The sequence below is a fragment of the Pectobacterium parmentieri genome, from assembly GCF_001742145.1.
In the GTDB taxonomy this organism is placed as follows: Bacteria; Pseudomonadota; Gammaproteobacteria; order Enterobacterales; family Enterobacteriaceae; genus Pectobacterium; species Pectobacterium parmentieri.
In genome coordinates this window covers 2162979-2187789 of sequence record NZ_CP015749.1, presented here as the reverse complement: position 1 = coordinate 2187789, position 24811 = coordinate 2162979, and the positions used below count along the sequence as shown (strand labels likewise).

Genomic DNA, 24811 nt, shown 5'->3' with positions numbered 1-24811 from the left:
GTAACAGAACCCGTAAAAAAATATTAAAAATTTTTTCACCGATGAGTTACGGCATTGTAAACGTCGTGGTTCTTGATGAGTGCTCACCACTCCCGAACGGTATTGCAGGAGCGGTAGCGAAAGGAAATACCGGAGGGAGGTGAATCGGTATAGATCAGTACAAAATAGTGATGCCGGGGAGCGAAACGGTTTTGGCACCCAGCTCAACGGCCATGGTTTGCAGCGCGCCATCCAGTTCGTTAAGCGAAAACATGCCGCTGACCTGGCGTTGGCGCAGTGCTGAATTAGGGATGACGATCGTACCAGAGCGGTACTGATTGATACGGGCGATCACGATAGCGAGCGGTTGTTGATCAAATATCAGCAGACCACGTCGCCAATCGCCGCGTTCGCGGCTATTCCAGCCGGGAAGACGTGTCACACCTTGTTTGGTATAGCGTGCGGCCTGCTCTTCATCAAGCTGCAGTGTTTGTCCACTTGTGGTTACCTGAACGCTGTGCTCCACCACGCCGACCGTCGTGGTCTGCGGTGTATTCTGCACAATGAATTGCGTACCCAACGCCTGTGTCGTTCCCGATGCCGCTTCAACTAAGAAAGGACGTTTTTCCTGTGCATTCGTTGGGGCAACGGTGAACCAGGCCGAACCTTGTAACAACGTAACTCGCCGTTCCTGCGACGTGTAGGCAAGAACGATGGCGCTACCTGCATCCATATCGACCAGGCTGCCGTCCGGTAGCGTAACCTGTTTAACCTGATGATCCGCGTGGTAGTCTGAGCGCAGCGTGATGATGCCGTCGGAAATCCACGTCGTGCCGAGACTGAAACCCAGCAACAATAAGGCCGCGATTTTCCATTGTGTCACGCGATTGACGCGTCTGACGGGTAATTGGGCTACCGGTTGTGGTTGTAGCACCTGCTTTTGCTCGGGGCTGAGCGACCCTAACTCATGCCAGAGCATCCCTGCCTGTTCCAAAGCGTGGCGATGGCGGGGATCCTGTGCCAGCCAGCGCTGGAATGTCAGTTCCTGTTCATCGTCCAGCGGTGCTTCGGCCAGACGTATGGCCCATCGTGCTGCCTGCTGATGGATTTCAGGGGGATAATCGTTCATGTTATAGGCCTGGAGTGGGTAGGGTCTCTAAATAAGTAGACGTCTGAGGGTAATAAACCCGTAAATAATTTGTGATTATTTCATTATTGCCGACTATTTTCACGAGGAGCGGATCGTCAGCATGGCATGCAGAGCCATAGCAAGATGTTTCTCAACGGTGCTGAGGGAAATATCCAATTGCTGAGCAATTTGTGCCTGCATCATGTGTTCGAACCGGTGTAGGTGAAATATCTGCTGCGTGCGTTCAGGCAATGTTGCCAATACGTTTGCCAGACGCTCCAGTTCCTGTTGAGCGATCGCTGCTCGATCGAGTTGGGGAGTAGCATCCGGCAGAGAGTCCAGCGTCGTATCCACGTCGTCAACACACGCTGCCATCTGCCAACGCTGCTGGTGGCGGACATGGTCGAGCAGTAAATTATTGGCTGTTTTATAGAGATACGCTTTCTTGTCGTCTACATCGTCCTGCTGCTCCAGCCGTTGTGCCAACCGTAAAAAACTCTCTTGCACCAGATCTGCCGCTGTTTGAGGGTCGCGCAGTTTATGATTGAGATAGCGTTCTAACCGTTCTGCATAGTGGTTGAACAGCATTCTGAGTTCAGACTCTGACATGCCAACGTCCCGTCAGGTAATCTTCCTGCCGCCTCTGCGGCAACAGAACCCCTTTTCCTTGTCACAGAGCTATCCATAGTGATTGTCCGCTAACGGGGTAAGGCCCTGAATAATAAATGTGATGTAATTGATAATTATTATCACATATGACGAATCGGAAAGCAGCGTTAAATCTTCTTCAGGTTGGCGGATTTTTGCCGTCGACTACACTTATCTTTGTCGACGTATTACTTGATTGAGAGGCATGACGATGACAACGCAGGACGATCCCAAAGACGTGACCGTCAGCGAAGGGCTGGCAAAGGTGCATGAGGCGTCAGATCAACTGACGGAAGAAGAGATTGAGGCGCTGGCGGAGGAAGCACGACAAGCCGCGACGCAGTCGAAGAAAGAATCGGGTAACGCGCCTTAGTCTGACGCCGCCTGTTGCAGAACGGATTGACGATCAAACATAACGTGGCAGGTTTTTTGCACAGACATTTTGCAGATAGTGATGAAAAACACGATCGTTTTCTCTCTGTAAGGAAAATGTATGCATGACAAATTACTGATAGAAGGCAAGTTGGTCGCAGGAAAAGGCGAGATATTGCCGGTATTCAACCCCGCAACGGGGGAGCAAATTGCCGCTATTGCCCAGGCCGATCTGCACCAGGTTGATGCAGCCGTTCTGGCTGCGGAGTCCGCTTTTGCACACTGGGGACAGACCACGCCGAAAACGCGTGCGACGCTGCTGTTACGGATTGCCGATGCCATCGAGAAAAATGCCGAAACGTTCGCTGAGCTGGAATCACTGAACTGCGGTAAACCCTATCATGCGGCGCTGAATGATGAAGTGCCGGCGGTGGCGGATGTCTTTCGTTTTTTTGCCGGGGCGGCACGTTGCCTAAGTGGTTCGGCGGCGGGAGAATATCTGGAAGGGCATACCTCCATGATTCGGCGCGATCCGGTTGGCGTGGTGGCGTCCATCGCCCCGTGGAATTACCCGCTGATGATGGCATCGTGGAAGCTGGCACCGGCGCTGGCGGCGGGAAACTGCGTGGTGTTGAAACCGGCGGAGCAAACCCCGCTGACGACATTCTATCTGGCACATTTGCTGGCGGAGATACTCCCTGCTGGCGTGGTGAATATCCTGTTCGGGCGTGGTGCTGACATCGGTGATGCGCTGACAGGGCATGAGAAAGTCAACATGGTGTCGCTAACCGGTTCGATCGCGACCGGATCGCATATCCTTGCCCATACTGCTGCCAGCGTAAAACGCACGCATATGGAGCTGGGTGGCAAGGCACCAGTGATTGTGTTTGATGATGCAGATATCGATCAGGTGGTTGATGGGATCCGCAGTTTCGGTTTTTACAACGCAGGGCAAGATTGTACCGCCGCCTGTCGACTCTATGTGCAGCGTGCGATTTATGATGAGGTTGTGGAAGCATTAGGAAAAGCGGTGGCAACGCTGAAAATGGGCGATCCGCACGATGAAACGACCGAGTTGGGGCCGTTGATTACTGAGCCGCAGCTTGAACGTGTGATTGGTTTTGTCGAACGCGCCAAAGCGCTGCCGCACATCATGGTCGTGACCGGTGGTGAGCGGGTGAAAGGACAGGGATTCTATTTCCAACCGACGGTGTTGGCAGGCGCGAAGCAGGAAGATGAAATTGTTCAGAAAGAGGTGTTTGGCCCTGTCATCTCGATTACGCCGTTCGACGATGAAGCGCAGGTGATTGGTTGGGCGAATGCCTCGCATTACGGGCTGGCTTCGTCGGTTTGGACGCGCGATATCGGGCGAGCACACCGTCTGGCCGCGTGTCTTCAATACGGTTGTACCTGGGTGAACACCCACTTTATGTTAGTCAGTGAAATGCCGCACGGCGGACAGAAGCTATCCGGCTACGGCAAAGACATGTCGATGTACGGGCTGGAAGATTACACCATCGTGCGCCATATCATGATCCGGCACTAAGGTTATTCATTCTACCGAAGAGGCACTACTTGTTTTGCTTGAGAAGTAAAGTGATCAAATAGCGAGTTCGTCCAACCTAGACGCGCCCCAAAAGAGGGCGCACTGGGCAAAAGTGGAGCAGTCGTAAGATATATTGATGATCTCCACGCTGGCATTCGCCATGTCATTTGGTTATTAATTTCAAATATTCGTATTTAGTTCAAATCATCTGCCATATTTTTGGTTTAGATCGCGTTTTTGTATTTTATTTTGATTTGGGGCGGGCGGCTGGTGTGTTATGTGCATTAATTAAATTGGCATCACATGATGTCCGTTTTCAAGGAGCGCATTTTGTCCAGATCAAACGCCCACCTTAACCCGCTAGAGTGTACTCAGCAGGCACTAGATTGGATTCATAGTGACACGCTATCCCACGATGACATAGCGGCACTGAATCGAGAAGTTTTGAGTTGTTTTCGTGAATACGTCAACCCGGGTTTTCTGGAGTACCGAAAATCTGTCACTACCGGCGGCGATTACGGCGCAGTCGAATGGCGCGCCAGTGGCCCGAATACGCTGATTGATACCCAAGGGAATGAATACCTGGACTGCCTGGGTGGTTACGGCATTTTTAACGTGGGGCATCGTAACCCTACTGTAATTGCTGCCGTTGAGAGCCAGCTTGCCAGACAGCCACTGCACAGTCAGGAACTGCTTGACCCGCTGCGGGGATTGCTGGCAAAAACATTGGCGGCGCTAACGCCGGGCAATTTGAAATACAGCTTCTTCTGTAATAGTGGAACGGAATCGGTGGAAGCGGCGCTGAAGTTGGCGAAGGCCTACCAATCACCGCATGGTAAATATACCTTTATCGCCGCAACCGGTGCTTTCCACGGCAAATCGCTAGGTGCGCTTTCTGCTACCGCCAAACCCGCGTTTCGTCGTCCTTTCATGCCGCTGTTACCCGGCTTCCATCATGTTGCTTTTGGCGATATCAGCGCCATGCGCAAGCAGGTTCAGCAATGCCAGAAAACCGGCGATGACGTTGCAGCCATCATCCTTGAACCTATTCAGGGGGAAGGCGGCGTGATTGTGCCACCGGAGAATTATTTGCCTGCGGTCAGAGCATTATGTGATGAAATCGGGGCATTGCTGATTCTGGATGAGGTGCAAACCGGCATGGGGCGCACGGGCAAGATGTTCGCCTGTGAGCATTATGGCGTGCAGCCTGACATTCTGTGTTTGGCGAAGGCGCTGGGTGGCGGTGTGATGCCGATTGGCGCAACGGTGGCGACGGAAGCCGTATTCTCCGTACTGTTTGAAAATCCCTTCCTGCATACCACCACGTTCGGCGGCAACCCGCTGGCCTGTGCGGCGGCGCTGGCAACGGTCAATGAACTGCTGACGAAAAATCTGCCAGAACAGGCGGCAATACAGGGAGAATTTTTGCTACGAGGCTTACGGCAACTGGCGGTTGAGTACCCTCAATTGATTATTGAAGCGCGCGGAATGGGGTTGTTACAGGCTATCGAGTTCAGGAAAAACGAGATCGGCTATGCCTTTGCGAAAGAGTTATTTCAGCGCAATATCTTAGTTGCAGGTACTCTGAACAACGCTAAATCGGTCAGAATTGAGCCACCGCTTACCATCACGCGTGCGCAGTGTGCCCGCGTGCTGGAGGAAGCAAGAGAGGTACTTAAGAAACTCAGTGGCACCCTGCCTGATGAAAATAAAATGAAGGAATATGCAGTAGAGTGAAAAACGAGACGGAAACACGCAGTACCCTATTACGTTCATCCCGAAAACCAGTCAGTTCTCACTGACTGGTTTTTTGCATTGATGGGCATTAGTGGTCTGCTTTTATGTTTAAAATCTAATTAGTTCATCAATGTTACACTATATCTAAGGCCTCACAACGTCGTGGTATGGACGCCATCCTGATGCACCCTAAACTATTAGCCTTCTAACTTATAAATTAACGTTAATTAATTAAAACCGGAACTTCTTTTCTGATAGAAAAAAACGATCGAATAGAGGGGATTGAACGGTTTAATGATCGTTATTTTCGATCGATCTTCTATTTATGATAGTGTAAGGTTATAGAACGTAGTTGGTTGACTCTCTACGTTGTTTTTATTATTTCATAACATTAACTAAACGTAGCTGGTGTCAAATTGGGTGGGGCGAAAAATGAAAACAGAGCCATCTTTTAGAATTGGTTTGCTTTAAATTATTCGCGTACACCGCGTGATGCTTAGGGTGGAATAAAGAAGAGGGGTGAGTTACTTTATCAGGTAAACAATTTCAGTAAGCAAGTGTTGTCAACATTTATATAATTTTAAAGCTATATCCGAAATAATTCGAGTTGCAGGGATTCAGTGCGCACGCGGCTTGAAGTGTCACGGGTATATCTATGGCTAAATGAATTTCTTATGCCAGTATTCTGCCTCATGTATCTAAAAATAAGAAATTTAGAGGGGCCAGGGACCCTGTTGTGATAACGATTATTTTTACCGTTTGTCGTATTTGCTTTGATAAGCAGCAGGTAATATGTCTATCAATCGCAATAGGGTAAAATTTTTGTAAGAATGTAAAGTTCTGGTGCTAATATGGATTTTTTTAAAAATATAAAAATTGGAAAGCGGCTTTCTCTAGGGTTTGGCATGTTAATCATATTAACGCTCATTTTGTCGGCAGTAGGCTACTATTTTATGAAAAATATTGGTGCTGAAGTCGATGGAATCACTGAGGACAGAATGCCAAAAGTCGATATGGTGCGTGATATTCAAGATATATTAAATACTAATGTTCGCACATTGCGCGATATTATCCTCCTTCCAGGGGACAAGGTTCAGGAAAAGCAGGCTCTCAAGGCGATCATCGTAAAAACGACCAATTCGGCTGGTGAAATATATAAAACCCTCGACAGTCGTATCAATGCGGGAAAAGGACGGGAGTTATTTAATCAACTTATCGATATCAGAAAACAGTATAGCCTGAGTATTAATAAAGCCGTTGACTATGCGATGGAAGGTGAGGATGCGCTGGCTACCGAATTGGTGTTTGGCGATATCGCCACTATCCAGACGCTCTATTTCACCAAGCTCAGCGAGTTAGCTGCATTACAGGTATCGTTCGTTGACCATTCCAAACAGGTGACGAAAGAATATATCCATGATGCGCTGTTGTGGATGTTAGTGCTATCTGTCTTCTCTACGGTTTTGGGCTGTTTTACTGCCTGGTTGTTAACCCGAAGCGTCACCGGGCCGTTATCTATTGCTCTTTCTTCTGCGAAGCGCATCAGTGTAGGTGACTTGAGTGGTTCTATCGTCGTCAATAATCGCGATGAGACAGGCTTGTTGTTAGAGGCAATGCAGGAAATGCAAGCGGCGCTGACACGAATGGTGGTCGGCGTTAGAAACAATGCAGAGAGTGTTGCCACCGCCAGTATGCAGATTGCTCAGGGTAATGCTGATTTGTCATCACGGACGGAAGAACAGGCGAGTGCGCTGGAAGAAACGTCTTCGACCATGACGCAATTAGGTATGACGGTAAAAAATAATGCCGACAATGCCCGTCAGGCTAATACGCTAGCCCAAAATGCGAGTACCGTGGCGCTTCAGGGAGGGAATGTTGTCAATGACGTAGTGGATACGATGAAGGCCATTAATGATAGTTCGCGCAGCATTGTCGATATTATTAACGTCATCGATAGTATTGCGTTCCAGACGAATATTTTGGCACTTAATGCCGCGGTTGAAGCAGCCCGAGCGGGCGAGCAGGGGCGAGGGTTTGCTGTCGTTGCGGGTGAAGTGCGTAATCTCGCGCAGCGTAGCGCAGAAGCCGCTAAAGAAATCAAGAATCTGATTACTGCGAGTGTTGAACGCACCGAGCGTGGTTCTGTGCTGGTGAATAAAGCAGGGGAAACGATGCAGCAGGTTGTTGAGTCTATCCGCCAGTTGAGCGATACCGTATCAGAGATTAGTTCCGCAAGTGCTGAACAGTCGACGGGAGTCGAACAGGTCGGCATTGCTGTTAGCCAAATGGATCAGACAACACAGCAGAATGCCGCATTGGTGGAGGAATCCGCTGCGGCAGCACAAAGTCTCAAGGAACAAGCGGATCAACTTGTCAGAGAAGTCTCGGTGTTCAAAATAGCGAATTATGGGCTCTCAACACCGAAGCCAGCAACGCAGACACTCTCGCTTGCCCGGCTCCCTGCTGCTGCCAGTGCATCAGCCTCAGGTGCATCAGATTGGACAAGTTTCTGATATAGATGCTCTAAATAATTCGAGTTTCGGGACAAGACGTTAATGTTTTGAATACCACATATGCAACTTGAAGTATGACGGGTGTAAAAATTATGACTGCCAGCATGTCAGGGATATATAAGAAACAAAAAAGTATAATAAATAGATAGTGACATAAAATTTTTACTTGCCAGTCAGCATACGCTGACTGGCTTTTTGCATCAGTCTCTCCACATTTTCGCTACGCTATGGCGTAGCGCTATCACCTGTATTTGCGGGCAATCAGGACATTTAACGGCGCCATGGGAAATGCCTGATGACGTCGGGTTTCGACAGAGGTAAAACCCGCCTTCAATAACCACTGCGTAAGTTGTCCTTCTCGCGTGACGTGGCGTCCACTCATTTGCATCGGCAGATAAAACGGCAAAACCGGAGCCGCGGCGTTGGCTTCTTCGCTAATTTCCGCCTGTGCGAGGACCAGCGTTCCCTCTGGCGCGAGTGTGTGGTAAAGCGTTGCCAGCATGGCGGGAATGTCCTCGACAAAATGCAGGAAGGAGGAACTCCAGATCAGATCGTATTTTTCGCTGGGAAACGTACCGCTTTGTGCTGACAGCCGCGCGGATAACCCGGCATCATCGATATTGCGCTGTGCCACGACAGCAGTTTGCGGTAGGTCATAGACCGTGCCGGAGATCTGCGCGTGGCGCAGCGCCAGCGTAATCGCTACCCAGCCAGGGCCACCGCCCAGATCGAGAATGAGCCTGATTTGTGGGAAATCCGGCAGGCTGGAGATCAGTTGATCGGCAAGGTCTGCGGTTACCGAACGCTGCTCCTGCGCGATTTGCTGTTCTGCCGCGTTGGCCCACGCCGCATCACGCGGTAATTCACTCAACTGTGTGGGCAGCGGCTGGTGCATTCCGTCGCTGAGTCCCTGACCAAACTGGCGTAGGCTGGTGAGGCGAAAACGCCAGGCATCCCCCAGAAAGCGCGGACTGCTGCGACAGAGCACGGCTGCGCTGGCGGATGTGGTTCGATAACTGCCATGATGGCGCGTCAAAAGCTGCATACTCCATAGCATCTCAAGCAGAAATCCGGTTTTCTCCGGCTGCCACCCCAGCGCGTCCGCCAGTTGTTCCGGCGTGGCGGCATCCTCCAACCGGTCGAAAATCTGCTGCTCCAGCGCAAGATGTAAAGCGTCGGCTTTCACGCTGTTGGCGGCAAGCTGCCATAATGTCTCTAGTGGGTTCATAAGCGATCTTTCTCATTGATGGTCAGTCGATAGGGAATATGCTATCTATAAATGAGAATGGTTATTATGTTCATTGTTATGCGAGACGGCGTTTTTCATATGCGAAACGGCAAGGGAAGATGATGCAAAGACAGCGACAGAGGCGAAGTGAAAAACCAGCAGGCGATCGATGCTGTGCGAATGAGGTTGACATCTCTGGTTCACGCCGCACTTTGCCAGATGACATCGGTGAATGCTGGTCGGATTTCAGCCGTATTGATGCCGGCCTGTCGTTAGCTCGTTCACAATATCGCCCACGTCGTGCATGGGTGGAGGAAACGCAGAACCCACATTCACAGCCAATGCTGGTCATGACGTTTGCGCTGGCAGGGGAGTCGACCTATTGCGATAGCAGCGGATCACAGGTCTGGTTTCGTGAGCAACATGTCACTATCACGGCGTTTGGCTCCTGTGTGGGCGAACGCCGTTATCAGGCTCAGCAGCATGTCGATCAGTTACGGCTGCTGGTGGAGAAAACGGCGGCGGCACGTTATTTTGGTTTAGCCTGTTCGGAACAACTATTCAGTGGCGATGACGTGCGGCTGTACGCGTTTACATCGGTATCTGCGGCCAGTCAGATGCATGTCAATGCGCTGTGTAGCGACGCCGACCCGCTGAATCGCCATATTCATGCGTTAAGCCTGCTGTCACAGTATCGGTATCTCCTGCAACCGAAAGACAGGCGTGACGCTATTCATCCACAAGAGCGAGAGCTGTTGGAGCAGGTATGTTGCTGGATGCGGGAACATCTGCCGGAACCGCTGACGCTGGCTTGCATTGCGGCTCAGGCGGGCATGAGTGAATCCCGGCTCAAACTTGGGTTTCACCGCTGTTTCGCGACTACACCGGGGCAGATGCTATTACGGATGCGGATGGAACGGGCGCACCAGCTATTGGAGCTGGGGTTTCAGGTAGCGCAGACGGCCTGGCAAGTCGGCTATCGGCATCCTGCTAATTTCAGCCTGGCATTTACGCGCTATTTCAACCGTAATCCGAAAATGATTGCGGCGCGTAAGTAACCTCTCTTACTGGCGTTAATATGAGTGCTTGATTATCACGCTTTATCCCTGTGAAGAAAACGTCATGCCAGTTCAGGCGAGCGCATAAATACGGTCGCCTGTCCTAACAAAAAACTCATGCAATTAGCGGAACGGTGGCTCGTTAAAGGTGCGGAGCTTGCGCGAATGCAGCTTGTCACTTTCCGCTCGCAGTAGATCGATGGCGCAGATACCAATCTGCAAATGCTCCGAAATCGCCCCTTCATAGAAACGGTTCGCCTGTCCCGGCAGTTTGATCTCACCGTGCAACGGCTTATCTGAGACGCACAGCAGCGTACCGTAAGGCACGCGGAAGCGATAACCCTGTGCGGCAATCGTCGCGCTTTCCATATCCACTGCAACGGCGCGGCTGAGATTAAACCGCAGGGCGGAAGCGGCGTAGCGTAACTCCCAATTGCGATCGTCGGTGGTGACCACGGTGCCAGTGCGCAGGCGTTGCTTCACTTCTTCCCCCGGCATACCGCTGACCATCTTGGTGGCGTCGTACAACGCGCGCTGCACCTCGGCGATGCTGGGGATCGGGATATCCGGCGGTAAAACGGCGTCCAGTACATGATCGTCACGCAGATAAGCATGTGCCAGCACATAATCGCCAATAGACTGACTTTCCCGCAGGCCGCCGCAGTGGCCGATCATCAACCAGGCATGCGGGCGCATTACCGCGAGATGATCGCAGATGGTTTTCGCATTGGAAGGTCCGACACCGATGTTGACCATCGTAATGCCTTTCCCGTGGCGGGGGATCAGATGATAGGCGGGCATCTGGTGGTTTTTCCAGGCCAGATCGGACACGGTCTGTTCGGGGTTGGGCGTCTCGGCCGTGATATAGATACCACCCGCGCAGGACAGCGCCTCGTAGGGGCTAGCGGGATCGGCAATTTGCGCACAGGCCCAGCGCACAAACTCATCAACATAGCGGGTGTAGTTGGTGAAGAGGATGAACGGCTGAATGTGCTCTACGGGTGTACCGGTATAGTGACGAAGGCGAGCTAGCGAGAAGTCGGTACGCAGCGCGTCAAAATGCGACAATGGCGATGTAGTGGTGGCATGATACAGGCCATCAGCCGTCTCGTCTCCAATCTGTGACAGCTCCGTGGTCGGGAAATGTTTCGCGATGCCCGCGCTCATGGAACGGTCAAGGATCAGATCGGAACCGTCGAGCACGTAGGGAAACGGAATTTCCTGCTGTGACGGGCTGACTTCAATGGTGACATCATAATCACCTTCCAGCAGCGTCAATTGTTCCGCGAGATAAGCACGCAAAAATGCGGGACGGGTGACGGTGGTAGAATAACTGCCGGGATGGGTAAAACGCCCATAGGCACGATGCCGCGGATGTCCGGTTGATTCACCGTTCCAACTTACGCGTAAGGCGGGGTAGGAAAATAATCCTGCTGCACGCGCGCTGGCATCGGGCAGCGTACCGTGGTTGATGAAGTCTCCGATGGCGTCGCGCAGTGCTGAGACGGCATCATCATACAGCGCTTCCAGTTTATCCAGAGCCTGAGTGACGGTGAGGCTGATGTGGGATTCGCTGCTATGCATATTCTCTCCTTATTCACACTCTGCACTATTCATATTCTGTACTTCGGCAGAGGTTAGCTAACAGCGTAACTGAAGATGCACTGACCCGCCATCGTCAAATCTGGCGGGTAAACGCTCATGAAGCGAAGCGTGCGGCTAGTGCTTGTGGCGACCGGAGAGATTCGCTGCGCTCACCGCCAGTATCGACAGCACGCCGAGCGCGGCAGCCGGTGCCAGTACGCCCCAGAAGGCGCGTTCGATATACGGCATACCTTCCGCCAATACGCGTCCCCACTCCGGCGTCGGCGGTGACGCGCCCAGCCCTAAAAAGCCGAGCGATGCCAGCGCCAGCGCGATGCCTGGCAGCCGCAGCATGGCGTGACGAAAAAGCGGGCCAGTCAGTGCGGGCAGAATATAGAACAGGCTACGTCGTATTGGGCCTACGCCGAGTATCGGCAACATTCGAATATAAGGGCGCGCATTAATTTCAGCGACCAGCGCTGCCGTGTGGGCCGCGAGTGGCGCCCAACTGACGGCGATGACCGCAATCGCCGCACCTGTGGCCGTTGGGCCGTTGACGGCGGCAACCAGCAGCCCGGCGATCACCGGTGGCAGGGCGTTAGTGACTTCGATGGGGCCGGTGAGCAAACGCGGGAACAGCCCGACCAACAGGCCAATCACGAGACAGGCCAGCGATACCGCCAGTGCTAACAGGCAGGTATTCAACGTACCGTGTGCGACGCGCGCCAGTAAATCACGCCCCATGGCGTCGGCACCAAAGGGCAGCGCGAATGAAGGCGGTTGCAGACGCAAAAAGGCAGAGGTGACGGGATCGCGCGGCAGGCCAGCGAGTAGCAGAAGTGCCAGCAGCAGTACGCAGACAATCGGTAGCCAGATGGCGTGACGAGACACGGGGCTACCGCGTTCTTCCGGCACGGGCATCGCTCCGCTGCGCAGTGCGCGTCCGAGGATCAGCAGTCGCACACCACCAGCCGCCATGCCAGCTAGCGAGGCAATAAGGAGTAAGATCAGCACGCCGACCTGCAATGCGGGGAGATCCTGTGCGGCAGCGGCACCCAGCGTTGCGCGTCCTAAACCGGGAATGGCGAACACTTTTTCGACGGCAATCGCGCCGCCAGTCAGCGATACCAGTACCAACCCGACCAGCGGCATCACGCTGGGCAGCGTGCGTTTCAGCACTGCCAGCGCGATATGACGCCGGTTCACCCCTGCGACGCTCCAGGTCGTTAACCAATTTTCGCTAAAAGTGGCGGAGAGCGCATCGGCAATAATCCGGCCAAGGTAACCGCCTGCCGGAATACCGAGTGCCAGCGACGGCAGCACCGCGTAATGCAGCCCCAACCAGCCATAAGGTGGGAACCACTGTAGCCAGACAGCACCGACGACCAGTAGAAACGACGCTAGCAGGAATTCGGGCAGTGCGGTAAATAAGGCGGCAAACAGACCACCTGAACGATGAATATGACCACGCAATCCCTGCCGAAAAGTTGGGACGCATAGCGCAGCAGCCAGTGTGAAAGCCACCAGCGCCGAAGAGGCCATCAGCGTGAGCGATACGCCTGCTGCCTGCAACATGCCTGGGAGCACGGGTTGACCTGAAACCCAGGAGTTGCCTGCATCGCCGTGTAACAGGCCCGTCAACCAGTTCAATAGCAACTGCAACGGGCCTTGATCCAGCCCGAGCGACTGACGAATCGCGTTTAGTGTTTCTGCCGTTGCTTCCTGTTCACCAGAACGGGCGCGCAGCAGTGCCAGCGCCGGGTCCTGACCGGATAACCACGGCAGCATACCAATCAGCACCACAATCCCTGCCAGCGTCAGCAGTCGCGAAAACAACGGGATCAGCACGCCATATCGTGGGCGTTGCGTCTGGTTAATGTGGGCACAGGTGCGGCAGTACAGCGATTCGCTCATAGATTCTTCATCTTTCTGGTTATCGGTGCGTTACCCGTTATTTTGCTGCGGCAATATGCGTGGCTGCATTGATCAGTGTGCGTTCGCGCGGATCGCGCAGTGCGTCTTTTACCTGTGCGCCTTCACCCTGAATGACGCGCTCATGCAGCATAGGGATTGCGGCATCGCTGGCAAGAATTAGATTTTCAGCCTGCATAATGGCCTGACGGCGTGCTTCTCCAGCCGGGATCGCAGCCGCTTTTTGCAGCGCCTGATCGATTTCCGGGCGGCACAACTGAGCGATATTGAACGATCCTTCACAGGCGAAATCACTGTACAGGTAAGCAACGGGATCGCCAGAATCTAGCACCGTTGCACGCGATAAAATAAAGGCGTCAAACTTGCCTGCCAGCGCGTCGGACTCAATCTGCGCATACTCACGGACGACCTGCTTCACCGTAAATCCAGCGGCGGTGAGTTGCTGGGCCAGATAGACTGCGACTTCAGGTAACTCGGCGCGATCGCTGAAGGTGGCTAACGTGATGGTTGCCCCTGCGGGTGTACTGGCTTTGACTGGGTTAGGTACGGGCTGGCGCAACTCGGCAGCCCATGGCAGCGCGGGGCCTAATAGCCCTTGGGCGACATCGGCACGCTTCTCATAAACGTTATCGACTAACTGCTGGCGGTTGATCGCATCCCGCACGGCAGCACGCATCGTGGGATCTTGCATCACGCCATGACGCGTATTCAGATACAACGTGTTGGTGCGCGGCATGGGGACTTCATGCACCAGCGATTGATCCAGCAGCGGAGCCTGAGAAACTGGAATGGCTTCGACAATATCGGCCGTGCCGGTACGTAAGGCGGCAGCACGTGCTGCACCATCGGACACAAAGCTGACATCGATACCGCTGGCCTGTGCTTTCTCACCCCAGTAACCGTCGAATCGATCCAATACCGCGCTGCTGGTGCCCGTGACGCTACGCAAAGCGAACGGGCCGCTTCCGGTGTTGATCGGGTTAACGACACGATTTTTACCGTAAGCACGTGTAGAGAGGATCGCCAACTGTGGGCTGGATAAGCGCTGTGGCAGCAGCGGGTCTGGTTTCGCAGTGGAAACGATAACGGCGTTGTCTCCGTCGGCTTTTATCGTTAACTGCACGCCGTCCAGAATACGTGGCTTGGGGGCGGCGGTGGACGCAACGGTCAGCGCATTTACTACCGTGTCGGCGTTTAACGTGGTGTTGTCATGAAAATGGACGTTCGGACGCAGTTCAAAACGCCAGGATTTATCATCGATCTGTTGCCATTTTGTCGCCAGCGCGGGCTGAGCTTCACCAAGTTTGTCGAGCACCACCAGCGTTTCCGCCGTACTCCAGCGTGACAGTTTAAAGGCGTCATCGCTCAGCGGCGTTAGGCCGGAGCGCGGTGGCTGGAGCATCGCCAGTTTGATTCGACCGTCATGATGTGAGGCGTGGTTTTCTTCCGGTTCATTAAAGCAACCTGAAAGCAGCAGTGTGGCTGACAGCAGGCCGGAAACGGGCCACAGGAGGTTACGACTCTTCATCAGTCTATCCTTATCCATTTATGGTTGAAGCGGATTTAAACGGGCGGCAGATAACCAGCATGGCCAGTGAACTGCACAAGGGTACGGCGGCGAGCAGCACCCACGGAATGGCAGCCTGTGGTGATGGCGTCAGTGCTCGATCGAGTTGGCTACCGAGTATAAAATTACCGACCAGCACGGCGATGCCGCCCATTGATGCCAATGCGCCATAGTGCGCACCCAGGTTCTGGTTATTAGCAAAGCGGGGAATGAGGTCCATCCCAACAGGTACGATCAGCATCTGCCCCAGTGTCAGCAGGGTAATTAATGAGATAGCGGGAAGCAGACGTTGCCATCCCTCCGGCGGCGTACTGGAGGCAAACAGTGCGACGCTAAGGAATGAGGCTGCCAACAACGCGAAACCCAATGGCAGCATGCGTGCCGCGCCAACCCGGCGGGCAAAACGCGCCAGTGGGAGCTGTAACCCGATCACCAGCAGTGAGGCCAGCACAAACAGTGGGCCGAGGTCTTTCTCGCTGCTGCCGGAGCGATGCAGTTCAACCGGCAGTGCCAGATAGAGCTGGTTGTAGCTGAACAGGTAAGCGCTGTAGGCGATGATAAACGCAACAAAGCGCCGTTGGCGAAAGGTCTCCCACCACGGGGCAATCTGTAATTCTTCCCGATTACGCTGCGTTGGCGGCAGGCTGAAAAACAGGATAATAAGCGCGATGACAAACACGCCCGCACCGGCTAGCGCCACACGCTGGAATCCGTACCCGGCCAGCACTGAGCCGAGCAACGGCCCCAGTACGGCACCCAGTTCGCCGCAAATGGCAAACAGGGCGAACCACTCGGAGCGGCTGCGTTTTCCCTCTTTTTCGCTTTGCGTCCCGGCCTGCGCCATCAGCGCTTCAATGGCGGGAGAGAACAGGGCACCACCAACACCCGTCAGACAGGCACCGAGGATGATCGGCCACAGCGAGTCGCCCAGCGCCAGCAGTAAATAGCCGCTGATGCGCACCACGCAGCCGCACAGGATAATCACGCGTGCGCCGAAGCGGTCCGCCAGCGCGCCGCCGACTAAAAACATGCCCTGCTGAGAAAAGGTGCGTAGACCAATCACTATCCCGATAGCCCAGCCGGAAAGCAGCATGTCATCGCGCAGGAAAATTGCCAGAAACGGCACAACGGCATAAAAGCCAATGTTGAAAACAAGCTGGCTACCCAGAAGCAGCGGAGGGTAAGGCCGTGGGCCGCGGTTGGCGGTAAGGTCTGACATTTAATCATCCGTTATAGAACAAGCCGTGATAAAAATCCCCGTTATGGGGAAATGTGTTATTGACGTGATATTTTATTGTAAAACGGGTGTTTTCAGCGAGCTAATAGCCTAAGGCCGACAGTGCGGGCACGGCCTGCAACAAACGGGCCGTGTGCGGCTGCTGCGGTGAAGTTAGCACCGCAGCCGTGGGACGATCTTCGATGATACACCCGCTGTCCATAACCAGCATTCGGTCGCACAGCCCGGCGAGCATGGAAATGTCGTGCGATACCATCAGCAACCCCATCTTGTTTTGTTCAGTGACCTGTTGCAGCAGGGTTTTGATCTGTTCACGTAACGGCAAATCCAGGCCGCTGACGGGTTCATCCGCCAGTAAAAAATCGGGACGAATAATCAGCGCTCGCGCCAGTGCGACACGCTGTGCCTGCCCACCGGAAAGTTGCCCTGCGGCGTTGTCCAGCAGCGTTGTGCTGAGTTCGACTTGTTCCATGACGTCGCGCAGACACGCTGATACATTTTCACCAGGACGCAGGCGCTTCAGCGGCTCAGTGAGAAGATCGGCGACGCGCTGGCGTGGGGCGAGCGAACCGGCTGGATCTTGCGGAATATATTGAACGCGGCGGCGATACCAAAGCAACGAACGTACCGAACCGGGTTTAATCAGGTTACCGTCGCAGTACACCGCGCCACTCTCCGGCGCTTCAAGTGCGAGCAGCGTTTTCAGTAATGTAGATTTACCGCAGCCCGAGGCACCGACCAGCCCGACGCGCTCGTGACGGTGTAAATGTAGCGACAGATCGTGAAAAATCGCGCTGGCAGGATCGGCTTTTTGCCACGGTAAGTTCGACGTCTGACGATAGCGACTGACGTGCTCAAGGCTTAAAAACGGTGAAGGAACCGCATGCAGGAGGGGATTCATCCAGCAAGCGCTCCGGCAACGGGTAACACATTGGTGGGTAAGATATTGATGGGTAAAACATTGGTTGATAAAACATTGGTTGATAAAACATCGTCAGCGCGACGGGCTGCAGCTACCAAACGACGGGTATAAGGATGCTGTGGTGCATTCAGTAGTTGCAGCATACTGCCGGATTCAACGATCTGACCATTTTCCATCACCAGACCGCGTTGGCAGAGCTGGGCGGCGACGGCAATATCATGCGTAATAAACAGCAGTGCAGGTGCATCCGGCTGTGCACTACGTTCCTGTAAGACGCGCAATACCTGTTGCTGGGTGATGACATCAAGCGCGGTAGTGGGTTCATCCGCCACCAGCAGACGAGTCTTGCCAAGCAGCGCGAGGGTAATACAAATACGCTGACGCTGACCGCCGGACAATTCGGCAGGGTAACGCTGTAATAGGTTAGGAATATCGTCCAGCTTCATGGCTGTCAGAAGCGCAGCAAGCTCAGCGGAAGAGGGAGTTTTCAACGCCAGAGAGAGCTGTTTTCCCAACGGCATGAGGGGGTTGAGCGCTGTCGCAGAATCTTGAAAAACCGCAGATACCCGGCTGGTATGCGGGCGCGCCAACGCTTTCAACTGACTGACCTCTTCACCATTGACCTTAATACTGCCGCTAATCTGGCAGCCTGTGGCTGGGGTGCCGATCACGGCTTTAGCCGTGAGGGATTTACCTGAACCCGATGCGCCGAGTAAACAGACGCGTTCGCCTGCGAACAGCGTAAAGCTGATGTCGCTGACTTTGGTTTCGCCACCAATAGACAGGCGAAGGTTCTCCACCTGAAGAATGGCGTCTGTGTGTCTGTTCCAACTGGTCATGGTTAAGGTATACGGTTGATGTGAATCGATATGTAATAACATAACAAATTAAAGCGAAATGATGCAAAGGAAATGTGATCCAGGGCGAATAAATTACGCATCGACGCCGCCCTGATAGCATGCGTCGATGGTGGAATTGGAGAGAGTAAATCGTAGGGAAGTGCGGGGTATCTTTAGTGGCTACGCATTAGACGAATCAATAAGCGGTGCCAGTTCCGCCTCGCTCAACTGAGTAATTTGACTGACCTGAGCAGGTTCCATACCGCTTAGCCGGAGCTGACGAGCAATGTTGCGAGCACTGGTCTTAATACCATGCTGTATTCCTTGCTCCACGCCATGTTTGATGCTTTTTTCAAACCCGATTTTCTCAAGCTGCTGTGCGATGGTCATGATCGCCTCCCGATCCGTTGACAGAGGCTGCGCGACGGCCTCAATAAATTCTGTCGGTCTTGACGTATTACCGCTCCGTGCAATGTAAAACAGTATTGCTCTTTTTTGCGGTAGTGGCACCTGCCAGTGCTCAAATAATAGCCCGATACCCTGCGCCAGTTCCAGCATATCGAGTCGCATGGCTACATCTTAGCCATATTCCCATGAAGATTCAGAGGTCGTTTCGTGCGCTGTACTGTCGCTATTCATCTTTGATACCGAACATGCGCCCGACTCAGGGCGCTCAGTTGCCGTCGCCCTGAGAACCCTGGCTTCCGGCTAAATTATGCCGCTGCGCGGTGCCATCGGTGCCCATGACCGCTAGTCGAGCCGCCTGTGACGTGCTCTTGGCGCGGCACAGGCTTTCGCGGCCTCCATGCCGCTCACTCGGCGGCCACGTCCACCGCTGCATAATTTTTTAAGCCGGATATAAACCACCTCAAATTGAGGCATTTGTGTAAGAGGCAGTGTACAGATAGACGCGATCTCACTGGGAACGAGATCGCGTTCAAGGTGTGAGAGTTAAATCTGTTGCTCGGCTAACCACTGGCGCAGGCGTTCGGGCTGCTGTGCGCCGCTTAGGCGAGCTCGTTCTTTACCGTTTTCAAGCCACAGCAGCGTCGGTAGCGTTCTGACCGCCAGTTTCTCCGCCAGTGTAATATGATGGTCGGCATCCAGATAATGGCTCGACAACTGGCGATATTTCTCGTTATCCAGAATCGTTTCCAACTGACGGTAGAGGCTCTTACAGTGGACGCAGCGCTCAGCACCGACCAGCAACAGCCGTGGGCCAGCCTGTGCTGCCAGTTCTGGCCAGCCGTTGGCGGTAAGCGGAGCAAAACGTTCTCGGTTGACGGCAAAGAGCTTCGGGCTGCGCTTGAGGTCTTCGCTGTCGGTTGCGACACACAGAGCCTCGCCGCTCTTTTTGTAGGGGCGCGTGCCGTCAATACGAACGATGCTGGCGAAGCCAGGCGCGGCGGCACCGGGTTGACGTAGCTGGGTGTTATCCGGGGCGATCACCCGTGTTTCCTGTGGGCGCGGCAGTTGTGGTACCCACTCATAGGGTACGCGGTAGGCGCGATACAGCATGTTGGTGTTTACCGTCTTGCCCCAGTAGGGGGAAATAAATTCCCAGACAATTTCATGATCGACGGTGACTTCAAACAACCGGCCGTTAGCCCCTTCGTTAATCAGCGTGTTGCCGTTCGGCAGGCGCTGGATATTGCTGATGTACGGGCTGTAAAAACGAAAGGCGTCGGTCGGGTGTGGAATGCCGGCTTCATAAGGCGAGTAGCGCCAGACAATATCCAGCGTTACCGGATTGATCTCTAACACGCGGGAATGATCGCGCCAGGCATTTTTCACTCCATCAGGGGATGCCGGATTGGGCGCGCCGTAGCCTGCCCAGCCGCCGTTATCAAACACCAGAATATTGCCAGCCCCCGGTAAACCTGCGGGGATCATATGCGCGTGGTGCTGGCCGATAATCCAGCCGATGTGTTTGAGTTCGGGTGTATTGTAATTAGGGCCAAGCTGCCAGACGATATTGCCGCTCTGCTTGTCGATGATGGCGATGATGTTGGATTCGCGAGCGTCCCAGATGATGTTATCGGGGTGGAAACGGGTATCGCCCTGATCGAACCACGGATTGGGGCCAAGCGCCGACATGGAGTTGATATGCATCCAGTCCCCCATTCCGCCGCCGCTTTTGCGCAAGTTGGGATTGTTGTACAGCGCGGTTTTTGCGTCGTCGTCAAAGCCCAGTTCGTCGAAATGGTCGCTGCACCGCCACTCCCATAAAATGTTGCCCTGCCAGTCTACCTCGATGATAGTGTCATCAAGCAGTAGTTTGTCGCTGATGCGTTCATTGTGCAGATTGGTGTGCGCCAGCAGTAGCGTATTGCCGCCAATCGACTGCGGTTCTTGCCCCGGTGCGTAGTAGCCGACTGGGTTGCCGCTGCGCTGGTAATCATGATGGACACGCGCCATCCATTCGGGTGGGAGATCAGGATCGGTAATGTGCTCATAGCCGTTGAATTTCCAGACGACGTTGCCATCCCAGTCCACCTGAATCAGATCGACCATGTCTTGCATACCGTAGCGCGAGTCACGTTCGCCGCTGTGGCCGAGGATGTAACCGCCGGGCAGGATTTTGTTGGGGAAGCCGTGCAGGCCTTCCCACAGACGCAGTTCGGTGCCGTTCATATCCACCAGCACTGCACCGCGCTCCAGCGCCTGAAAGACGGTGTAGCCGCCCCAGGCTTTTTCCGGGTTGTAAATCGTTGTGCCGGTTGGGTAGACGGAAGGGTGTCCCATAAGGTGCTCCAGTATTTACGTGTTCAGAGAGAAGGAATGGCCGCTGTATCGGCAGGCTGAGTCAGCAGTGCGAGCAGATCGCTGCACTGTTGGTGAAAGTCTTGGCTGTCACGCTGGCGCGGATGCGGCAGCGAAATGGTTGCAATCTGACGGATACGCCCCGGCCGTGGTGCCAGCACGACAACGCGATCAGCGAGGTAGACGGCTTCTTCGACGTCGTGCGTCACCAGTAGGGTCGTGGTGCCTTCCGCCTGATGAATACGACGCAACTCCTGCTGCATCTGCTGGCGAGTCAGCGCATCTAATGCACCAAAAGGTTCATCCAGCATTAGGATACGGGGATTGGCGACAAGCCCGCGCGCGATGGCGACACGCTGTGCCATACCGCCGGAAAGTTGGGCGGGCAGGGCATCGGCAAAATCCTGCAAATGCACGAGCTGAATAAAGTGGTCGATCAGGCGTTTTCGCTCTTTTTCGCTGATTGACTCATTCGCCAGCCCGAGTGCGATGTTTTGCCGTACCGTCAGCCATGGAAACAGGCGTGGTTCCTGAAACACCATGCCGCGCTCGCGTCCGATACCGCGAACGGTTTTTCCTTCAACCAGCACGCGGCCCTGATAGTCGTTGTCTAATCCGACCAACATGCGCAGCAGTGTGGATTTTCCGCAACCGCTGCTGCCGACAATCGCCACCAGTTCACCGCTGTGAATCGACAGTGAAAAATCATCGATTACCGTCAGCGGTTCGCCTTGTACACGAAACTGTTTGCTCAGATGGTCGAACTGCACCACAGGCGGCGACACATCAAGGGAAGAGGACGTCATACGATTTCTCCTGCGGAACGCCAGCGCGTCATCCACTGTTCCAGACCTAATCCGACGCGGTCGAGCACCGCGCCAGTTAATCCAATCAGCAACATGCCGCTGATAATCAGAGGCATATCCAACAACTGTTGGGCGTTGATCATCAGGCTGCCGATCCCGGTGCCGGATGACATGAAATATTCTGCACCGATAGTGCCAAGCCAGGCGTAAATCAACGACAGGCGTAAACCCGCGAAGATCGCAGGCGCTGCGCCCGGCAGGATCAATACTCGCAGACGGGTTGATAAACGCAGTTGCAACACTTGCGCGACTTCCTGTAAGGCTTGTGAACGCTGGCGAATACCGCGATGGCTGGCCACTAGCATGGGAAAGAAGGAGGCGAGTGCGACAAACGTGATTTTTCCGGTTTCATCGTTACCGACCCAGGCGGTCAGCAGCGGCAGCCAGGCAAACAGCGCAATCTGGCGCAGCGTCGAGATAGTCGGTGTGAAGAGGGCGTCGCTGGTGGCGTTCAGCCCTAGTAGGATGCCGCACACGAGGCCTGCAACAATGCCGCATAGCGCACCGGCGAGCGTGCGGGTCAGACTGGCCTGCATCGCCTCGGTGAGCGAGTCGTTATGGATGCCTTGTAGCAGCATGTGCCACACGTCGGCGGGCGGAGGAAGCAAGAGCGGATCGATCCAGCTAAAGCGGCTGGTCTGCTGCCAGAACAGCAGAAGCAGAAAGGGTAAAATCAGTGCCGACAGACGGCGAGACGGCGCGGTGGTTAAGCGGCCGAGCGGCGGGTGTGGCCAGAAAACCAGACGGTTCTCCAGTTGGTTAATCACCCACTCCATCGTCAGCCCTGCCAGCCCGATGATGGTGATGCAGACAAACACGATGTCTAGCTGAAATAGCTGACGTCCCCATACCAGTAGGTAGCCAATCCCCTGAGATGACGCCAGCAGTTCGACTACGATCAGCGATACCCACGCCTGTGAGAGTGCGAGCCGCAAGCCGGTGAGCCAGGTCGGGAATGCGGCGGGCAGTGTTAATTTGATGAGGCGCTGATGCCACGGCAGGCGCAGAGTACGTGCGACTTCCTGTAGCGCAGGCGGCACATTACGCACGCCCGTTTGCGTATGCAGCGTCACGGGAATAATGACGGCCTTGATGATGACCGCGAGCTTCAATGCGTCATCAATACCGAATAGCACCATAAACAGAGGTATCCACCCCAGCGTTGGGATCTGTGCCAGCATATATACCGTCGGGTGCAACAAGTGTTCGGCGCGGCGTGATGCTCCCATCAGCGCACCCAGTAAGGTTCCTGCAAGTAAACCGGCCAGCAGGCCGCTCGCCAAGCGTTGCAAACTGATAAAGAGCTGTGGCAGAAGATTGTTGTGCCAAAGCTCGACGGCGGTGTTGGCGACAATATGGGGTGCAGGGAGAATCTGGGTGGGCATCCAGCCGTAGTAGGTACTGATATACCACAGTGCCAGCAACGCCAGCGGCACGACGAACGGATAGGCCAGCGCTATCGGCAGCGAAGGCCAGACGATCACGGTTTTTTTCAGCACTATCGACTTATTCATTTTATTCCACGAAAGCATCACTGTTGGATGGATAAGGAATAAAAAACAGGTTTCAGCGTTGAACGCCAATGCAATAAAGCGATGGTCGCCGTGCAATAAATGCATATGCATACCCCAAGCCCGTCAGCGCTGATTTATGCTTTTTTCCGCTGAGCAAACCTGTAAATGTTATTTAAGCCTGAGGCCAACGGTTCGCTAGTTTCATGGCAGATAAAACGGATTACTGAGGAAAACCGTATGCAGCACGCTACCCTTTTAGATTTGATCGCTCCCTACTCTGGCTGGCGGCAGGGAATGCATAAGATTCTAGCTATTACGCTACTGATGAGCGCCGCGCTGGTTTCTACGGTGCAGGCGAACGAGAGCGTCGAGCCGGATGCGCAGAAGCCGACGGAGATTCGTATCGGTTTGCCAGACCAAAGTGCAGGTAGCAAGCCCTTTATCCGCGGGCCGCTGGGGTTGGCACATATTCAAAAACAGTTGGAGAAGGAATTTGAGCCGCAGGGCATCAAAATTCGGTGGTCGTTCTTTAAAGGCGCAGGGCCCGCGGTGAATGAAGCGCTGGCAAACAAGCAATTGGATGTGGTGTATCTGGGCGATCTCGCCGCCATTATTGGCCGTGCGGGGGGACTACCGACGCGGGTGCTGGTGGGATCGCGCGGTTCTAATTCCTATCTGGCGGCGACACCGGAATCGGGTATTCAGCGCATTGAGGATTTACGCGGCAAGCGGATTGCAGTCTACAAAGGAACGGCCGATCAACTGTCGTTTGAACGCGCAATTAAAAGCGTCGGGCTGAACGAACGTGATGTGCGGGTCATCAACCTGGACTGGACGGCGGGCAAAGCCGCGCTGGCCGCCAGACGTGTGGATGCGGTGTGGGGCGGTGTCTCTCTGCTGGCGCTGCGTAAGCAGGGCATCAATATTGTCACCACCAGCCGGGCGCTAGGTTGGGCAAATACCACGCAGGCTGCGGTGCTGGCGACGCAGGATTTTATCGATCGCTATCCGGGCACGACGCAGCAACTGGTGAATGTACTGGTGGATAATGCGCAATGGATCGGCGATGCACAGCACCTGCCGGAATACACTGCACTGATGTCCGAACAGAGCCAGATTCCGCAGGCAATCTTTCAGGAAGAACTGAAAGTGGAAGATCTCCCCTTCCAAAGCTCGCCGCGTCTCGATCCGTTCCTGCTCAGCAGCTTGCAGGACAGCATTGATCGAGCGAAATCGGCGGGGCTGATTCGCAGCACGTTTTCAGCCAGCGACTGGTTTGCTGGTGAGTTTGCCGATCGGGCATTGAAGGCCAAAGGGCTGGAGTCAAATTGGCCAGTGTATGACGCCAGCGGTAATCCGACCAAATAATCACAAGTG

General features: G+C 54.2%; 19 protein-coding genes and 1 pseudogene. 6 read left to right on the top strand and 14 right to left on the bottom strand.

The window, feature by feature from the left end; genetic code table 11:
* Positions 1 to 154: 154 nt before the first annotated feature.
* Positions 155 to 1108, bottom strand: coding sequence for a FecR family protein (locus A8F97_RS09755; RefSeq protein ID WP_033071324.1), 954 nt, complete (start codon positions 1106 to 1108; stop codon positions 155 to 157).
* 99 nt (positions 1109 to 1207) lie between these two features.
* Positions 1208 to 1717, bottom strand: a complete 510-nt coding sequence (locus A8F97_RS09750) for an RNA polymerase sigma factor (RefSeq protein WP_005970817.1) — start codon at positions 1715 to 1717, stop codon at positions 1208 to 1210.
* Positions 1718 to 1961: 244 nt separating this feature from the next.
* Between A8F97_RS09750 and A8F97_RS24355 the strand changes: the two genes are divergently transcribed.
* The 4 genes from A8F97_RS24355 to A8F97_RS09735 all read left to right on the top strand — a co-directional run bounded on the left by A8F97_RS24355 (position 1962) and on the right by A8F97_RS09735 (position 7924).
* Positions 1962 to 2129 carry a hypothetical protein gene (locus tag A8F97_RS24355; protein WP_154665127.1) on the top strand — a complete coding sequence of 56 codons (168 nt, stop codon included), beginning with the start codon at positions 1962 to 1964 and terminating at the stop codon, positions 2127 to 2129.
* Positions 2130 to 2249: 120 nt separating this feature from the next.
* Positions 2250 to 3674: an aminobutyraldehyde dehydrogenase gene (patD, locus tag A8F97_RS09745; RefSeq protein WP_014699477.1), complete on the top strand. Its 1425-nt coding sequence runs from the start codon at positions 2250 to 2252 to the stop codon at positions 3672 to 3674.
* A 330-nt stretch (positions 3675 to 4004) separates the two neighbouring features.
* Positions 4005 to 5411 carry a putrescine aminotransferase gene (ygjG, locus tag A8F97_RS09740; protein WP_014699478.1) on the top strand — a complete coding sequence of 469 codons (1407 nt, stop codon included), beginning with the start codon at positions 4005 to 4007 and terminating at the stop codon, positions 5409 to 5411.
* Positions 5412 to 6262: 851 nt separating this feature from the next.
* A complete protein-coding gene (locus A8F97_RS09735; protein WP_015730245.1) occupies positions 6263 to 7924 on the top strand; it encodes a methyl-accepting chemotaxis protein in 1662 nt (553 codons plus the stop codon).
* Between the two features lie 241 nt (positions 7925 to 8165).
* On the opposite strand, the gene A8F97_RS09730 is transcribed toward A8F97_RS09735, so the two are convergent.
* Entirely contained in the window at positions 8166 to 9152 is a 987-nt protein-coding gene (locus A8F97_RS09730; RefSeq protein ID WP_014699480.1) for a class I SAM-dependent methyltransferase, read from the bottom strand.
* 119 nt (positions 9153 to 9271) lie between these two features.
* Between A8F97_RS09730 and A8F97_RS09725 the strand changes: the two genes are divergently transcribed.
* A complete protein-coding gene (locus A8F97_RS09725) occupies positions 9272 to 10210 on the top strand; it encodes an AraC family transcriptional regulator (protein ID WP_227001600.1) in 939 nt (312 codons plus the stop codon).
* 123 nt (positions 10211 to 10333) lie between these two features.
* On the opposite strand, the gene A8F97_RS09720 is transcribed toward A8F97_RS09725, so the two are convergent.
* The 11 genes and pseudogenes from A8F97_RS09720 to A8F97_RS09675 all read right to left on the bottom strand — a co-directional run bounded on the left by A8F97_RS09720 (position 10334) and on the right by A8F97_RS09675 (position 23434).
* Entirely contained in the window at positions 10334 to 11794 is a 1461-nt protein-coding gene (locus A8F97_RS09720; protein ID WP_033071326.1) for an AMP nucleosidase, read from the bottom strand.
* A 135-nt stretch (positions 11795 to 11929) separates the two neighbouring features.
* Positions 11930 to 13708 (bottom strand): ABC transporter permease subunit, encoded by a 1779-nt coding sequence (locus tag A8F97_RS09715; protein ID WP_033071327.1) that lies wholly within the window; start codon positions 13706 to 13708, stop codon positions 11930 to 11932.
* A 37-nt stretch (positions 13709 to 13745) separates the two neighbouring features.
* Positions 13746 to 15254: an ABC transporter substrate-binding protein gene (locus A8F97_RS09710; RefSeq protein WP_025918899.1), complete on the bottom strand. Its 1509-nt coding sequence runs from the start codon at positions 15252 to 15254 to the stop codon at positions 13746 to 13748.
* 10 nt (positions 15255 to 15264) lie between these two features.
* Entirely contained in the window at positions 15265 to 16512 is a 1248-nt protein-coding gene (locus tag A8F97_RS09705; protein WP_014699485.1) for an MDR family MFS transporter, read from the bottom strand.
* Positions 16513 to 16612: 100 nt separating this feature from the next.
* Positions 16613 to 17431, bottom strand: a complete 819-nt coding sequence (locus A8F97_RS09700) for an ABC transporter ATP-binding protein (RefSeq protein WP_033071328.1) — start codon at positions 17429 to 17431, stop codon at positions 16613 to 16615.
* Positions 17428 to 18291, bottom strand: a complete 864-nt coding sequence (locus tag A8F97_RS09695; protein WP_099092835.1) for an ATP-binding cassette domain-containing protein — start codon at positions 18289 to 18291, stop codon at positions 17428 to 17430. The genes A8F97_RS09700 and A8F97_RS09695 overlap by 4 nt, the downstream gene beginning before the upstream one ends.
* 180 nt (positions 18292 to 18471) lie before the next feature.
* Positions 18472 to 18852, bottom strand: a pseudogene (locus A8F97_RS09690) (RpnC/YadD family protein); the annotation flags it as partial.
* A 112-nt stretch (positions 18853 to 18964) separates the two neighbouring features.
* A complete protein-coding gene (locus A8F97_RS24350) occupies positions 18965 to 19132 on the bottom strand; it encodes a hypothetical protein (RefSeq protein WP_154665128.1) in 168 nt (55 codons plus the stop codon).
* 110 nt (positions 19133 to 19242) lie between these two features.
* On the bottom strand, positions 19243 to 21036 hold the full coding sequence (locus A8F97_RS09685) for an aryl-sulfate sulfotransferase (RefSeq protein WP_033071329.1): 1794 nt from the start codon (positions 21034 to 21036) through the stop codon (positions 19243 to 19245).
* Positions 21037 to 21059: 23 nt separating this feature from the next.
* A complete protein-coding gene (locus A8F97_RS09680) occupies positions 21060 to 21860 on the bottom strand; it encodes an ABC transporter ATP-binding protein (protein ID WP_033071330.1) in 801 nt (266 codons plus the stop codon).
* Positions 21857 to 23434 (bottom strand): ABC transporter permease, encoded by a 1578-nt coding sequence (locus A8F97_RS09675; RefSeq protein ID WP_033072002.1) that lies wholly within the window; start codon positions 23432 to 23434, stop codon positions 21857 to 21859. The genes A8F97_RS09680 and A8F97_RS09675 overlap by 4 nt, the downstream gene beginning before the upstream one ends.
* A gap of 237 nt (positions 23435 to 23671) precedes the next feature.
* Here A8F97_RS09675 and A8F97_RS09670 point away from each other — a divergent pair, with 237 nt between their 5' ends.
* Positions 23672 to 24802, top strand: coding sequence for an ABC transporter substrate-binding protein (locus A8F97_RS09670; protein ID WP_033071331.1), 1131 nt, complete (start codon positions 23672 to 23674; stop codon positions 24800 to 24802).
* The last annotated feature ends 9 nt before the right edge of the window (positions 24803 to 24811 follow it).

Bases quoted from the DNA above. Each gene is read 5' to 3' on its own strand.
- A8F97_RS09755 (WP_033071324.1), bottom strand. From the start codon at position 1,108: ATGAACGATTATCCCCCTGAAATCCATCAGCAGGCAGCACGATGGGCC.
- A8F97_RS09750 (WP_005970817.1), bottom strand. From the start codon at position 1,717: ATGTCAGAGTCTGAACTCAGAATGCTGTTCAACCACTATGCAGAACGG.
- A8F97_RS24355 (WP_154665127.1), top strand. From the start codon at position 1,962: ATGACGATGACAACGCAGGACGATCCCAAAGACGTGACCGTCAGCGAA.
- patD (WP_014699477.1), top strand. From the start codon at position 2,250: ATGCATGACAAATTACTGATAGAAGGCAAGTTGGTCGCAGGAAAAGGC.
- A8F97_RS09735 (WP_015730245.1), top strand. From the start codon at position 6,263: ATGGATTTTTTTAAAAATATAAAAATTGGAAAGCGGCTTTCTCTAGGG.
- A8F97_RS09730 (WP_014699480.1), bottom strand. From the start codon at position 9,152: ATGAACCCACTAGAGACATTATGGCAGCTTGCCGCCAACAGCGTGAAA.
- A8F97_RS09725 (WP_227001600.1), top strand. From the start codon at position 9,272: ATGATGCAAAGACAGCGACAGAGGCGAAGTGAAAAACCAGCAGGCGAT.
- A8F97_RS09720 (WP_033071326.1), bottom strand. From the start codon at position 11,794: ATGCATAGCAGCGAATCCCACATCAGCCTCACCGTCACTCAGGCTCTG.
- A8F97_RS09715 (WP_033071327.1), bottom strand. From the start codon at position 13,708: ATGAGCGAATCGCTGTACTGCCGCACCTGTGCCCACATTAACCAGACG.
- A8F97_RS09710 (WP_025918899.1), bottom strand. From the start codon at position 15,254: ATGAAGAGTCGTAACCTCCTGTGGCCCGTTTCCGGCCTGCTGTCAGCC.
- A8F97_RS09705 (WP_014699485.1), bottom strand. From the start codon at position 16,512: ATGTCAGACCTTACCGCCAACCGCGGCCCACGGCCTTACCCTCCGCTG.
- A8F97_RS09700 (WP_033071328.1), bottom strand. From the start codon at position 17,431: ATGAATCCCCTCCTGCATGCGGTTCCTTCACCGTTTTTAAGCCTTGAG.
- A8F97_RS09695 (WP_099092835.1), bottom strand. From the start codon at position 18,291: ATGACCAGTTGGAACAGACACACAGACGCCATTCTTCAGGTGGAGAAC.
- A8F97_RS24350 (WP_154665128.1), bottom strand. From the start codon at position 19,132: ATGCAGCGGTGGACGTGGCCGCCGAGTGAGCGGCATGGAGGCCGCGAA.
- A8F97_RS09685 (WP_033071329.1), bottom strand. From the start codon at position 21,036: ATGGGACACCCTTCCGTCTACCCAACCGGCACAACGATTTACAACCCG.
- A8F97_RS09680 (WP_033071330.1), bottom strand. From the start codon at position 21,860: ATGACGTCCTCTTCCCTTGATGTGTCGCCGCCTGTGGTGCAGTTCGAC.
- A8F97_RS09675 (WP_033072002.1), bottom strand. From the start codon at position 23,434: ATGAATAAGTCGATAGTGCTGAAAAAAACCGTGATCGTCTGGCCTTCG.
- A8F97_RS09670 (WP_033071331.1), top strand. From the start codon at position 23,672: ATGCAGCACGCTACCCTTTTAGATTTGATCGCTCCCTACTCTGGCTGG.